The organism is Candidatus Coatesbacteria bacterium (assembly GCA_014728225.1).
Taxonomy (GTDB): Bacteria; RBG-13-66-14; RBG-13-66-14; order RBG-13-66-14; family RBG-13-66-14; genus WJLX01.
Map to the genome: position 1 here is coordinate 1 of WJLX01000002.1, position 13,284 is coordinate 13,284.

9 protein-coding genes, 1 tRNA gene and 1 pseudogene are annotated in these 13,284 nt (G+C 64.6%); 6 read left to right on the top strand and 5 right to left on the bottom strand.

Annotated elements, in window-relative coordinates; genetic code table 11:
* Positions 1 to 46 precede the first annotated feature (46 nt).
* Together GF399_00030 and GF399_00035 are read right to left on the bottom strand one after the other, a co-directional pair.
* Positions 47 to 232, bottom strand: coding sequence for a hypothetical protein (locus GF399_00030; protein ID MBD3398705.1), 186 nt, complete (start codon positions 230 to 232; stop codon positions 47 to 49).
* Positions 233 to 256: 24 nt separating this feature from the next.
* On the bottom strand, positions 257 to 721 hold the full coding sequence (locus GF399_00035; GenBank protein MBD3398706.1) for a hypothetical protein: 465 nt from the start codon (positions 719 to 721) through the stop codon (positions 257 to 259).
* Positions 722 to 1,542: 821 nt separating this feature from the next.
* On the opposite strand from GF399_00035, the gene lepA reads away from it, so the two are divergent.
* Together lepA and GF399_00045 are read left to right on the top strand one after the other, a co-directional pair.
* Positions 1,543 to 3,390 (top strand): elongation factor 4, encoded by a 1,848-nt coding sequence (gene lepA / locus GF399_00040; protein ID MBD3398707.1) that lies wholly within the window; start codon positions 1,543 to 1,545, stop codon positions 3,388 to 3,390.
* Between the two features lie 1,157 nt (positions 3,391 to 4,547).
* Positions 4,548 to 4,841 (top strand): annotated as a pseudogene (locus tag GF399_00045) (IS1595 family transposase).
* Between the two features lie 409 nt (positions 4,842 to 5,250).
* Here the strand turns inward: GF399_00045 and GF399_00050 are convergent.
* The gene (locus GF399_00050) at positions 5,251 to 6,270 is read right to left on the bottom strand and encodes a hypothetical protein (protein ID MBD3398708.1); all 1,020 of its coding nucleotides are present in this window, start codon (positions 6,268 to 6,270) and stop codon (positions 5,251 to 5,253) included.
* A gap of 572 nt (positions 6,271 to 6,842) precedes the next feature.
* On the opposite strand from GF399_00050, the gene GF399_00055 reads away from it, so the two are divergent.
* Positions 6,843 to 8,207: a TrpB-like pyridoxal phosphate-dependent enzyme gene (locus GF399_00055; GenBank protein MBD3398709.1), complete on the top strand. Its 1,365-nt coding sequence runs from the start codon at positions 6,843 to 6,845 to the stop codon at positions 8,205 to 8,207.
* 125 nt (positions 8,208 to 8,332) lie between these two features.
* Here the strand turns inward: GF399_00055 and GF399_00060 are convergent, their stop codons facing one another.
* Positions 8,333 to 8,905, bottom strand: coding sequence for a hypothetical protein (locus tag GF399_00060; GenBank protein MBD3398710.1), 573 nt, complete (start codon positions 8,903 to 8,905; stop codon positions 8,333 to 8,335).
* Positions 8,906 to 9,414: 509 nt separating this feature from the next.
* A tRNA-Gly gene (locus GF399_00065) sits at positions 9,415 to 9,486 on the bottom strand.
* Between the two features lie 392 nt (positions 9,487 to 9,878).
* Here GF399_00065 and GF399_00070 point away from each other — a divergent pair.
* The 3 genes from GF399_00070 to GF399_00080 all read left to right on the top strand — a co-directional run bounded on the left by GF399_00070 (position 9,879) and on the right by GF399_00080 (position 13,272).
* Complete coding sequence (locus GF399_00070; protein ID MBD3398711.1) at positions 9,879 to 10,697, top strand: hypothetical protein; 819 nt, start codon at positions 9,879 to 9,881, stop codon at positions 10,695 to 10,697.
* Positions 10,698 to 10,709: 12 nt separating this feature from the next.
* Positions 10,710 to 11,897, top strand: coding sequence for a tetratricopeptide repeat protein (locus GF399_00075; GenBank protein MBD3398712.1), 1,188 nt, complete (start codon positions 10,710 to 10,712; stop codon positions 11,895 to 11,897).
* A gap of 136 nt (positions 11,898 to 12,033) precedes the next feature.
* Positions 12,034 to 13,272 carry a hypothetical protein gene (locus GF399_00080; protein ID MBD3398713.1) on the top strand — a complete coding sequence of 413 codons (1,239 nt, stop codon included), beginning with the start codon at positions 12,034 to 12,036 and terminating at the stop codon, positions 13,270 to 13,272.
* Positions 13,273 to 13,284 lie beyond the last annotated feature (12 nt).

The window sequence follows — 13,284 nt, forward strand, 5'->3', positions numbered from 1 at the left end:
GGTTGGACCGGCGCCCCGCGCTCGAGGCCTGGCTGACGACGCTTCGTCAGCGCGCCAGAGCCTTGATCTCGCCGAAGCTGGCCTGGCGAATCGGCGTTAACTCGTCGCCGCTGACCTCGACGTTGTCGATCAGCACACCGTCGTAGTTGTTAAAGGTGTTGTCACCGTAAAGGACGAAGCCCAGCTTGACGTTGCTCTCACCGTCGGCGTAGTCCGAGAGGCCGTAATCCACGGCCCCGTACGTGTGGGCGCCGCCTCAGCAATCGAAGTAGCCGACGCTGCCGTCGTAGTAATCATGGGTCACGGCGATCTCGTGGCTACTCCAGTCGTCGCTGGAGACCCAAAGCTCGAAGACACCGCCGGGCGTAGTGTACCAGTCGAGGACGAAATCGAAGGCGATCGAGACGTTCTCGTAACCGCTGCAGTCGATGGAGAGGGTGTCCATCAGCAGCTCGAACTGGAAGTCGGTCTCCGTGGGCGAATAGGCGCAGTGGGCGCTGTAGCCGTCGGAGAAGGTGTGGCGTTGCCAACCCAGGTTGCCGCCGGCAGCCTGGTCGTTGATCAACCAGCCGTCGGGCGGGGTGTTGATGTTCCAACTGCCCGAGCCGTCCCAGCTTTCGCTGAATAGGGTGGCCGGCGGTCCGAAGTCCGTCGGGCCCAGGGCGTGGCCGGCGAAAACAACCGTGGCCAGCAGGCAGAGCAGCAAAGGTAGTTTGCGCATGGGCTCTCCTTTTCAGTTTAACGGTGCGTAGTGTTAAATTAGCAGAAGATGATGCCGTTCGCAAGCTCGCGGCCGAACTTTTAACCGCTGAAGCACTCTAAAGCCTGGGCGCGAGGACCAAGCCTCCGGCTCACCAACTGTTCAAACCGTCGTTCACCAGAAACGCCGCGTTGGTCTTGTCCCGCGGCGACGTGTTATAATCCCAGCCTGTTTCGCAACAGCGTGTTATCGCTCCCCGTCGGCGCCGACCGTTGAAAAACACACTCCGCCGCCGACAGCGCCATCGCCCCGCCCGGAACTGGCACGGTTTTTGCGGAAGGCGCCACTGCGCCGCCGTTCGCTACGGCGCCGAGATGCAAAAACCGTGCCAGTTCCGGGGGCGCCGTATTTCACTGACCGTGACGCCGCGCCGGGACCCGTTTTTCAACGGTCGGTACCGCAACCGTTGCGATCGTTGTCCGCCGAGCTCCGCGTCCCGAGCAGATAAGCAGCGCCGCACGGTTCAGCGCTATCCATAACACGGATTTGAACGGGCGGATGATCCGCCGCCCCACTGACCGATGACGACCGAAATCAGCCGCAGCAGAAACTTCTCGCTCATCGCCCACGTCGACCACGGGCGGATGATCCGCCGCCCTTACTGACCGATGGCGACCGAAATCAGCCGCGGCAGAAACTGCTCGCTCATCGCCCATCTCGACCACGGGCGGATGATCCGCCGCCCTTACTGACCGATGGCGACCGAAATCAGCCGCAGCAGAAACTTCTCGATCATCGCCCATCTCGACCACGGGCGGATGATCCGCCGCCCTTATTGACCGATGACGACCGAAATCAGCCGCATCAGAAACTTCTCGATCATCGCCCACATCGACCACGGGAAGAGTACCCTGGCCGATCGGATGCTCGAGCTCACCGGCACCGTCGACAAGCGCAAGATGCAGGAACAGGTCCTGGACACCATGGAGCTGGAGCGCGAGCGCGGCATCACCATCAAGGCCCAGAACGCCCGGATGAGCTTCACCGCCGCCGACGGGCGGACCTACGAGCTCAACCTGATCGATACCCCGGGCCACGTGGATTTCTCCTACGAGGTTTCGCGGGCTCTGGCGGCCTGCGAGGGCGTCCTCCTCGTCATCGACGCCACCCAGGGCGTCGAGGCCCAGACCGTGGCCAACATGTACCTGGCCGCCGAGCACGACCTGGTGATCATCCCGGTCATCAACAAGATCGATCTGGACACCGCCCGACCGGAACACGCCGCCGAGGAGGCGCTGAGCCTGCTGGGCGACCCCGAATCCCCCTTCTTCTTCACCAGTGCCAAGACGGGCGAGGGCGTCGCCGGGCTGCTCCAGGCCGTCGTCGACCTCGTCCCGCAGCCGACGGGCGAGCTGGACGCCCCGCTGCGCGCCCTGGTCTACGACGCCTTCTACGATGACTACCTCGGGGTGATCACCGCCCTGCGCGTCGTCGACGGCGAGCTGTCCGAGGGCGACGAGATCGAGTTCCACGCTCACGGCGGGCGCTACACCGTCTCCGACGTCGGCTACTTCGCCGTGGATCGGCGCCACGTCGACACCCTGACCGCCGGCGAGGTGGGTTACTTCACCGGTGCCGTCAAGGAGCTCGGTCAGGTACGCATCGGCGACACTCTGGTCCACGCGGGCCGGCGCGACAAGGTCCAGCGACTGCCCGGCTATGTCGAGCCGAAGCCCGTCGTCTTCTGCGGTCTCTACCCCACCGAAAACGATGACTACGACCTGCTGAAGAAGGCCCTGCAGAAGCTGGCCCTCAACGACGCCAGCTTCACCGCCGAGCCCGAGACCTCGGAGGCCTTGGGCTTCGGCTTCCGCTGCGGCTTCCTCGGCATGCTGCACATGGAGATCGTCCAGGAGCGTCTGGAGCGCGAGTACGACCTGGACCTCGTCGCCACCACCCCCAACGTCATCTACCGTATCAGCACCGCCGACGGCGAGGTCCGCGAGGTCCAGTCCCCCGTCGAGATGCCCGACTTCGGCGAGGTCGAGCAGGTCGAGGAGCCCTACATCCGGGCCACCATCGTCACCCCGCCCACCTACATCGGCAACATCATGAAGCTCTGCGAGGAGAAGCGGGGCGAGTACGGCTCGACGGAGTACCTGGACCCGGAGCGGGTGATGCTGGTCTTCGACCTGCCCCTGGCCGAGGTGGTCCTCGATTTCTACGACCGGTTGAAGAGCTGCACCCGGGGCTACGCCTCCTTCGACTACGACATCATCGGCTATCGGGCCAACGAACTCGACAAGCTCGAGCTGCTGGTCAACGGCCAGCCCGTCGACGCCCTTTCCGTGATTATCCACAAGGACAAGGCCTACCAGTACGGGCGCAACCTGTGCCTCAAGCTGCAGAAGCTCATCCCGCGCCAGCAGTTCGATGTCGCCGTCCAGGCCAAGCTCGGCGGGCGGATCATCGCCCGCGAGACCGTCAAGGCCCTGCGTAAGGACGTCACCTCGAAGTGCTACGGCGGCGACATCACCCGCAAGCGCAAGCTGCTGGAGAAGCAGAAGAAGGGCAAGCGGCGGATGAAGATGGTCGGCACCGTAGAGATCCCCCAGCGGGCCTTCATGAGCGTCCTGGGCGTCGAGGACGACCCCCACGAGATCAAGCAGAAGTACGGCAAGGGGCGCTAGGCGGGAACGCAGATGAGTAAACGCCGGGCGGGGTCGACGACCCCGCCTTTGCCTATCGCCCATGAGACTGTGCCGTCACTACAGCGGGTCGGTTGAACGGGCCGTGGATTGCCTAACCGACAACGGCGACGTTCTACGGGGGGACCTTACAGGCCCCCGTTCACGTCCAACTGCTGGCCAGTGGTCGACTGTGGGCGGGTGTCCGCCCAACCACCACGGGCGGGGCGCTATACCTCCGCCCTCGCAGTTGCAAACGCTGCTGCTATCCGTGCGAAAATCCCCAGGTCCGCCGACGGCTCAGAGGTCTCATCATCGCTTGTTCAGCAACCGCCGAGCAGCGGAGCCCCTGGCCGCCCATTCATCGATACGCTGTCTGGTTGTGGGTCTGTACGGCGGTGGTGGATAGGGAGGTTTTCTGGGCGGGTTCGGGGGCTCGTCATCATGCGCCTTCGACTTCTCCACCCCTGAAACAATGAATAGCGCGAAGACAAAGCCCCTGACACCGAAAGCAAATGCAGGGCCGCCGCCGCAGAGGAAGATAACTCCACCCAGAGCCCCGCCAACGATTAGACCGCTGAGGAATCTCTTCAGGTTTCTCGCGCAGCTATCTCATCATTGCGGGGATAATTATTAGAAGTATCATGGAACGTGTTAGGGCCAAATCAGACTGATTGGGCTCGAGCCGCTGGGCTGTTATTGACTCCCTAAATGCGCCTTTTAGAAACGAGTGTTTATTTAGCATGCCCTTATTGCTTGTTAGGGATCATCACAGAAGATGAACACAGAAGATGAACATCAGCTATAGTAGTTGGGTTCTTCCCGCGGCGTGAACGGGTCTGTCAGCCCGCCACCGGCGCGACGGGCAATGTGGCGGGGAAGAGCGGGTCGGGGGAGCGGCACGCCAACCGTCCCGGCTGCGACAACCGCTATCACTACGACTGCGCCGACGGGCGGCCTCAGTGCGAGCGTCGCGGCAAGCCGTTCAAGTGTCGTCGCCGGGGCGTCGCAACGAGCCGCCGGAAAAACGCGGCGAGATAGCCCGTCTGTTCCGGCTCGGCGTCTCGACCGTCCGAGCCGCCGCTCGCCAGGCCGAGCTGGAAAAGCTCGAAGGGCGCATGCTGTAAGCACAACGAAGTCGATGAGTCCTACTTTGGCGACCACGGCAGGGCAAACGTGGCCGGGGGGCCGGCGGCAAGACCCCCGTTTTCGGGCTGCTCAAGCGCGGTGGCCAGGTTCGGGTAATCCTGCCGCCCAACTGCAGCGAGAAGCGCCTGCTGGGCGCGATCCTGGAGAACGTCGAGCTGGACTCGAGCGTCTACTACGACGGTTTGAAGGTCTGTAACTGGCCGTCGCTCAATGGATTACACCACAAGCGCATCAATCATGACAAGACCCCGCTCAATGGCAAAGTGCATATCAAGGGCCTCGAGAGCTTCCGGGGCCGCGCCTGACGCCGCCTAAAAGCCGACCGCGGCGGCTTCAAGCGCAACTGCAGACTCTTTATCAAAGAGGGGGCATTCTGATTTAACAATCGCGACGACGAAAACGCGCTCAACCACCTCGGGAGCATACTTCGCACTTGTTGATAATCCGGTGATAATCCCTGAACTTTAAACCATTATCGGCTACAGACGATGGTCGTCAACCGTAGTAAGCGGCTTGACTGGTTTTGAGAGGACCTTAACTGCTGAAGACTGCTGCTGCCTTACTGCTGCTGCCGTAAGACGGACTGCCCGAATAAGACCCGGCGACTGTGAGTGGTCGCCCGTAAATATACCCAGGGCGGGGGGCTAATCCCCCCGCTCCACGGTTATATGTCCATGCCTGTATGGCTATTGATGACTCCCGTCCCCGGCGGCGTCACGGGTATTTCAGCCGGAACTTCTTGCGGTAGTAGTAGCGCGTCAGGCAGATCACCAGGCCGAGGAAGAGCAGGAACCAGGGGTGGAGCACCCCGGCGGCGACGGCGTAGAGCAATGTCGTACCCTGGTAGGCCAGCTTGACGTGTTTACGCTTGCCCCAGAGGGCGACGACGAAGAGGGGCAGGCAGACGACCCCGGCGACGAGGGCCGGTCGGTTGAGCCGGAGCAGTGCGGCGGTGACGCTGCCGGCCTGCAGGGTCAGGGCCAGCCAGCGGGTGAGGGCGGGGCCGCAGGTCACGGCGGTGGTGCGCTCGCCGGATTCCCGGTCGCCGGCGATGTCGACGACGGTGGTCAGGGCGAAGACGGCGCCCACGGCCAGCATGTAGGGCAGGGCGGTCAGCCAGAAGTCGGGCTGGAACTCGTGGACGATGACGTAGCCGATGGCGACGTTGAAAAAACCGTTGCCGAAGGCGTTGGCGGCTATGTCGAGCAACGGTTTGCCCTTGAGCTTGACCGGCGGGGTGTTGTAGGCGAAACCCAGGGCGATCGAGGCGGCGACGATCCAGAGGTAGTCCCAGTCGGCGAAGTACAGGGCGCTCGCCAGGGCCAGGGCCTGGAGGATTATCTGGTAGGTCCAGGCGGCCCGGCGGGAGATGTAACCGTCGCAGACCAGGAACAGCTTACGGTTGCGGCGGTCGGTCTCGGCGTCATTGAGCTGGTTGTTGACGTAGATCCCGCCGACCAGCAGGGTGTAGGCGACGAAGCCGATCAGCAGATCGAGATCGGGCAGCAGTTGCTCGGTCCAGCGGTAGACCCCGGCGGATTGGAGGCCGTGGTAGTGGCCCAGCAGCAAGAACAGCCAGACGGGGATCAGGATCATCGGCCGCAGCAGGAAGAAGTAATCCAGCAGGGCGAACCAGCGCGGCAGGCCGAGGCCGCGGTTGGTCTTGGGCCGCTCGAAGGGCACCTCGCCATCGCCGTAGAGCGGTTGGCGGTCTGGTGGTTCGGGGATGCTCATCGGGGGCGATGATAGCACAGTCGGCCGGTCTCGGGGAGGGCGGATGTTCGTCCCGGGTACGACGCCGCTATTGATGCGGTCCTCGTCGAGGAGCGGGAGCGGGTAGCCGGCGTGGAGATTGAACCCGGGTCCGGTCCGGGGCTGCCGGGTGAGTCAAACGGCGGACGGAGCATGCAGAAGGCGTCGGTCTGGCGCTGGATCGGTTAGCGCTGGTGTCTGTCACTCGAAGCGAGCTGAAGCCTTGAAACCTTTGGTGAGTTGCGATGCGGACGGCGTACATCGCTGTTCCAGCAGATTCGGCTAACAAGCAGGGGGCTTGTATAATGAAACCGCTTCTGCTATGCTTTCGGCACTCATGACGCGACAATCCGACAGCTTCGTCTTGGGCGCCCGGCGCTGGTGGACCGTGAAACCGGTCGACCCGCGCATCGTCACGCCCTGACGCAGCATCCAGAGCGCTGAGAGCAACGAGGTCGGCCCCGGGCCGGCCTTTTTTGCACCCCCCGGCCCTGCAATGGTGCCGGGTTTTTTCTTACCATCCGTCACCCATAAAACCGAAGGAGAGCGAACCGATGGAAAACCGACGCTATCTGCTGGAGAACCGCGACCTGCCCGACCGTTGGTACAACGTGGTCCCCGACCTGCCCGACGCCCTGCCGCCCATCCTCGACCCCGCCGACGACACCCCGCTGACGCCGCAGGCCCTGGCCCCCCTGTTTCCCGGGGAGCTGATCCGGCAGGAGGCCGCCGGGGAGCGCTACGTGACCATCCCGGAACCGATCCGCGACGTGCTGGCCGTCTGGCGTCCCACGCCCCTGGTGCGGGCCCGGGGTCTGGAGCGGGCGCTGCGGACCCGCGCGCGCATCTACTACAAGTACGAGGGGGTCAGCCCCGCCGGCAGCCACAAGACCAACACCGCCGTGGCCCAGGCCTACTACAACCGGCGCGAGGGCGTCCGGCGACTGGCGACGGAAACGGGGGCCGGACAGTGGGGGGCGGCCCTGGGCTTCGCCTGCGCCCAGTTCGACCTCGAACTCAAGGTCTACATGGTCCGCTGCAGCTACGAACAGAAACCCTACCGCCGGGCGCTGATCGAGACCTACGGCGCCGAGATCGTCTCCTCGCCCAGCCCGGACACGGTCTTTGGCCGCCGGGTGCTCGATGAGACCCCGGACACGCCGGGTTCCCTGGGGATCGCCATCAGCGAGGCCGTCGAGGATGCCGCCGGGCACGAGGACACCCGCTACGCCCTCGGTTCGGTGCTCAACCACGTCCTGTTGCATCAGACGGTCATCGGCCAGGAAGCGCTGCAGCAGTTCCAGCGCGCCGGGGACTTCCCCGATGTGGTCGTCGGCTGCTGCGGCGGGGGCTCCAACTTCGCCGGCCTGGCCACACCCTTCCTGCCCCGGATCCTGGCGGGCGAAGGACCCAGGTTGGTCGGCGTCGAGCCCTGCAGTTGCCCGACCCTGACCCGGGGACGTCGAGCCTACGACTTCGGTGACGTGGCCCGGCTGACCCCGCTGCTCCACATGCACACCCTGGGCAACGGCTTCATACCCCCGGCCATCCACGCCGGCGGGCTGCGCTACCACGGCATGGCGCCCATCGTCAGCGCCATGCTGGACGCCGGGCTGGTCGAGGCCGTCAGCGAGCACCAGACGGACTGCTTCGCCGCCGGGGTGCTGTTCGCCCGGACGGAGGGCTTTCTGCCGGCGCCGGAATCGACCCACGCCGTGCGGCGGGCGATCGTCGAGGCCCGGCGTGAGCCCGGACGGGAGCAGGTCATCCTGATCGGCCTGTCCGGTCACGGCCTGCTGGACCTGGCCAGTTACGGTCGCTACTTCGCCGGTGAACTGGAGGACTACGATTACCCGGCCGAGCAGATCGAGCGGGCTCTCAAGGGCCTGCCGCCGGTCAGGGTCACCGATCCGGTTTGACCGGCTCGACTAAGAACGATAAACGAGAGCGGGACGACCGTGGTCACAGTCGTCCCGCTCCGTCATGCCAAGGTGCGGCGGGCGGTCTAGTCCGAAACACCGCTGGAGACGCCGCCGTCGACGCTCTAGGGCAGGCCGAAGTAGTAGAAACCGGCCCCGGCGAAGGCGCCGCCGGTGAAATGGTCCTCGTCGCCGAACATGAACGAATAGCCGGCGTGGACGTTGAAGCCCAGCCAGACCAGGGGCTGCCAGGTGAGCTCGACGGCGGGCTCGAGCATGAAGAAGGTGTCGGTGTAGCGCTCTACATGGTAGCGGTCGTCGTCCAGCTCCTCGAGCTCCAACTGGAAATAATACTCGCCGCCGCCGATCAACAGGGGCAGGGAGATACGGAAGTAACCGCCCAGACAGAAGCAGGGCTCGACAATCATCCCGCCGTAGTAGAAATCGGCGTCGACCCGCTCCTCGTCCTCGCCGACGAGGAAGTAGTCGACCCCGCCGCCGCCGATGCGCAGCCAGTCGGTGATGGTGCCGAAGCCCCGGTTGCCGACGGCGACCAGGGTGCCCTCGAAGTCGGGATGGATGCTCGTCGGATCGAAGAAATTGATCCGGCTGAAGAAGCCGTCGCCGCCCGAGAGCTCGAAACCGCCGCCGTCAGCGTCCTCCGCGGCCGCCGACAGGGCCAGGACCAGCAGAAGCAATCCAAGTGTCCTCTGTGACACGGTCCTCTTTTCTTCGTTTTAGGGCTTGCGGCACGCGTGTATCCGGCGGGTCGACCCGGACAGAAAAGCTGTACGGGCATTCTAGCAGAAATTACCCGGCTTCGGGGAGCGCAGCGTCAGACGACGATTAAGCGCTGAAAAACAGCGCCCTCGCCGCCGGACGCCGCCGGCGGCTCGACGGCTCGGAACCGGCACGGTTTTTGCGGAGGCGGACCGTTGCCGCCGCTCCAACGGGCGCCGAGATGCAAAAACCGTGCCGGTTCCGAGCCGGGGTGGTCGGCTACCCAGTTCAGCCGTGGGCTGGTGGCTTGGGCGCTGTTTCTCAGCGCTGCTGCGGCGCCGCGGGAGCCTGGCGGGCCGTCGCGCCCGCTGCGGGGGGCTGTGACGCAGAACACAGAAATTGCCGTCCGGCGCACCTAGACTGGGCTAATTAAACGGGCGACAGCCGCCGTCGGCTTATCGCCCCTGGGCGCAAGTTTTGGAGGTTGAGCGGGGTACCGGGATCGAACCGGTGACGTTCAGCTTGGGAAGCTGACATTCTACCACTGAATTAACCCCGCTCGGGAAGCAGGATATTAGCATCCGCACCGCCGGCTGTCCAGTCGTCAGCCGACGTTGTCAACGGCGGTTCGTTAGCGGTTCGTTAGCGGTTCGGTTGTGGTTCGGTTGTGGTTCGGTTGTGGTTCGGTTGCGGTTCGGTTGCGGTTCGTCCGGCGGTCTGTGCCCGGCTCCGGAAGGCTGCAAAAACCTTGTCGATGAGCGCCGATTGTGCTATACTGTTCCAATTTACAAGACGTGAAGAAGTACATGAAAGTCGCAGTTCAAGTGAAGCAGATACGGTGAAACAGATACCGGATTGATTGCGGACCGTTTTCAAACAGAGTTCAGACAGAACCAACCCGTCGCCGCCGGCGGCGGATCGAGAGTGACACATAAGCGTTCGGGAGGAAAGATGAGAAGACTCGTTATCGCCCTGCTGCTGCTGGCCATGCCCGTCGTGGTCTCGGCGGAAGATTGGGCAGGTATCCACCGAGAAACCTACGCCCCGACCACCCCCAACGATCGCGGCGGCGTCGGCGTGACCAACTGGGGTGAGCAAACCGTCTCGGCCACGGGTATCGGCGTCGTTTCGGACAACCCGGTCAACGCTGCCCGGGAGCGGGCCAGCGCCATGCGCGCCGCCAAGATCGTCGCCCTGCGCAACCTGCTCGAGCAGACCAAGGGCGTCCAGATCACCTCGCAGACCACCATCCGCAACTTCGAGACCGTCGACGACACGATCATCGCCCGCGTCTCCGGCGTGGTCCAGGGGGCCACCGAAGTCGGCAACCCGCGCTACATGTCCGACGGCAGCATCGAACGTACCTTCGCCATCAACCTCACCGGCCAGATCTCCGAAGCCGTGATGGTCGAGGACTTCAACGTCACCCCCCATCCGGCCGACGGCAGCCACGACGGCCTGATCATCGACGCCAAGGGCAGCGGCGTGATGCCGGCCCTGAGTCCCAAGATCTATTCCGAGTCCGGCGAGCTGGTCTACGGCCCCGTGAACTGCGACCGCGATTACGCCGTCCAGATGGGCGTGGTGGGCTACGTGCGCACCGTCGAGCAGGCCAAGTCCAACGACCGCGCCGGTTCCAACCCCTTGGTGATCAGCGCCGTCAAGGCCACCGGAGCCGCCGGTTGCGACATCGTGATCAGCAACTCCGACGCCTCGATGCTGCCCTACATCCGGGGTATCAACGAATGCAAGGTAACCGTCGTCCTCTAACCGGGGCGCTGCATGTTTGTATCGCGGCCCGTGGGGCCGGATGAAGAAAGGATTCGTGTGATGCGCAAACTAGCCGTCATCCTGATCACCATCGCCGTGGCCGGGTTGCTGTTCGGCTGCCGCCCCGAGCCCGAGAGCTACGGCGACACGCCGGAGAGCCACGTGGCCACCGGTCACAAGTACCTCGATCAGCGCCAGTACGACAAGGCCATCGCCGCCTTCGAGCGGGCTATCGAGCTCGATCATCGCTACGCCCCGGCCTATTCCGGCATCGGCTTCTGCTACCTGCAGCAGAGCTTCGACTCCACCGGCGAGAGCCGCCTGGAGCTGCTGGACATGGCCCAGGAGAAGTTCAAGAAGGCCATGGGGATGGACCCCGACGACGTCTACGGCAAGATTGGCAACGGACTGGTCCATATCGAGCACGGCGATCTGCGTCAGGCCCGCCTGCTGTTCCAGGCCGCCAGCCACGACGACACCGAAGATCCGATCGCCAAGATGTGGTGGGCCATCGGCGCCGCCCAGGTCGGTTACTTCAAGGAGGCCGACTACGTCCTCGAGGAGGCCATGGAGATGGCCCCGGACAACCCGCGCATCCAGCAGGCCTACGATCGGCTCAAGCTGGCCGAGCGGCTGATGCAGGGCGTCGAGGACGAGGACTACCGCCGGATCGCCTTCCTCTACAACCTCGGCCGGGCCGACGCCGCGGCCCTGTTCGCCCGGGAGCTCGACCTGACCCGGATCGAACGGCGCAACGTCACCAGCTACGGCGGCCCCGGCTTCACCGGTCCCGGTGAGCCCGAGACCGGCGCCGAGGAGTACTACGCCACCGACATCGCCGGCCACTGGGCCCTGCCCGAGATCAACCTGATGATCGAGACCGGCCTGATGGACACCTACCCCGACGGCGGCTTTTTGCCCGACGCCAAGATGAACCGGGCCGAGTTCGCCTATCTGGCCGCCGCCGTCATCGCCAAGGTCACCGGCGACACCGAGCTGCTGCTGCGCGGCATGAGCGGCGAGAGCCAGTTCAAGGACGTCCGCGCCGACAACTTCGCCTACGGCGCCATCATCGCCTGCACCACCCGAGGCATCCTCCAGGCCGACGCCGACGGCTTCTTCCGCCCGCTGGACTACATCAGCGGCACCGACGCTGTCAACGCCGTGCGGACCGTGGAGACGATTCTGGCCGCATACTAAACGCCTGCTGGAAGGGGGGCGGGCAGCCGTCCCCCGAGCCGGCGAGACGTGTTTCCCTGCGAGGGGGCGGGAGGTGACGTCATTTCACCCCCGCGGCGCCTACCGCCCCTGAGCTTGAACCTTACAAGGAGCAACCATGCGCAAGCTGATCACAGCGCTTTCCCTGTTGGCGATCCTGGCCGCCGGACCCGTCGCGGCCGCCGAGACCGTCACCGTCCAGGCCACCGGAATGGGCGTCATCTACAACGGCGACGTGGCCAAGGCCCGCGACGACGCCGTCAAGGACGCCATCCGCCAGGCCGTCGAACAGACCACGGGGATGTTCATCGACTCCCAGACCCGGGTCGAGATGTTCCAGACCCTCGAAGACTCCATCTACGCCCGTTCCAACGCCTACGTCACCGACTATCGCGTCATCGACGAGGGCTACGGTTCCTTCGAGAACTCCTACGAGGCGACGGTCGAGTGCACCGTGGCCGTCGGGCTGCTCGAGGAACGCCTGGCCGAACTCGACGTGACCAGCATCGCCCCCCTGATCGGCAACCCGCGGATCATGGTCATCGTCGAGGAGGAGAACCTGCTTCAGGGCTACCATTACTACTGGTGGGACTGGAGCTCCCTCGATATGGGCACCACGGAGATGACCCTGCAGGAGATCCTGATCGATAACGAATTCGACCTGGTCGACGCCGCCCAGGCTCGTAACAACATCGACCGCGACATGGTGATGGCCGCCCTGACCGGCGACGCCATGGCCGCCGCCGAGATCGGCCTGCAGTACGGCGCCGAGTACGTCATCACCGGCAAGGCCGTCGTCAAGGGTTCCGACATCACCGCCTACGGTGTGACCTCGGGCAGCGGGATGCGCTCCTACCAGGCCACCGTCAACCTCAAGGCCTACTCCACCGGTTCGGCGCGGATGGTCGCCTCGACCTCCAAGAGCGCCAGCGCCGCCCACACCGACGACCTGACCGGCGGCAACGAGGCCCTGCGCCAGGCCACCCGCCAGGCCGCCGATAAGGTGATGGACCAGATCCTCAAGGCCTGGGCCAAGGAGGCCGCCTCCGGTCAACGGATCCAGGTCACCGTCTACAACGCCGACAGCGCCACCCTGAACAAGCTGATGGTCTGGATGCAGGAGCAGATCCGCGGCGTCGAGCGCGTCACCGTCCGCCAGCACTTCGGCCTGACCGCCAAGCTCGAGGTCGAAAGCGACTACGATGCCGGCCAGCTCGCCAAGGAGATCAACTACAAGCCCTGGGGCGAGGGCGACTTCGAGGTTCTGGTCTACGGTCAGAGCTACGATCAGGTCCAACTGGCCGTGGCCCCCAAGGGCGAAGAGCCGCCCGACGAGGAAAAAATCAACATGGAATAACGGCCCCGCGCC

What these genes read in the sequence shown, in the direction of transcription:
- GF399_00035 (MBD3398706.1), bottom strand. Translation starts at nt 721, where the DNA reads ATGCGCAAACTACCTTTGCTGCTCTGCCTGCTGGCCACGGTTGTTTTC.
- lepA (MBD3398707.1), top strand. Translation starts at nt 1,543, where the DNA reads ATGACGACCGAAATCAGCCGCATCAGAAACTTCTCGATCATCGCCCAC.
- GF399_00050 (MBD3398708.1), bottom strand. Translation starts at nt 6,270, where the DNA reads ATGAGCATCCCCGAACCACCAGACCGCCAACCGCTCTACGGCGATGGC.
- GF399_00055 (MBD3398709.1), top strand. Translation starts at nt 6,843, where the DNA reads ATGGAAAACCGACGCTATCTGCTGGAGAACCGCGACCTGCCCGACCGT.
- GF399_00070 (MBD3398711.1), top strand. Translation starts at nt 9,879, where the DNA reads ATGAGAAGACTCGTTATCGCCCTGCTGCTGCTGGCCATGCCCGTCGTG.
- GF399_00075 (MBD3398712.1), top strand. Translation starts at nt 10,710, where the DNA reads ATGTTTGTATCGCGGCCCGTGGGGCCGGATGAAGAAAGGATTCGTGTG.
- GF399_00080 (MBD3398713.1), top strand. Translation starts at nt 12,034, where the DNA reads ATGCGCAAGCTGATCACAGCGCTTTCCCTGTTGGCGATCCTGGCCGCC.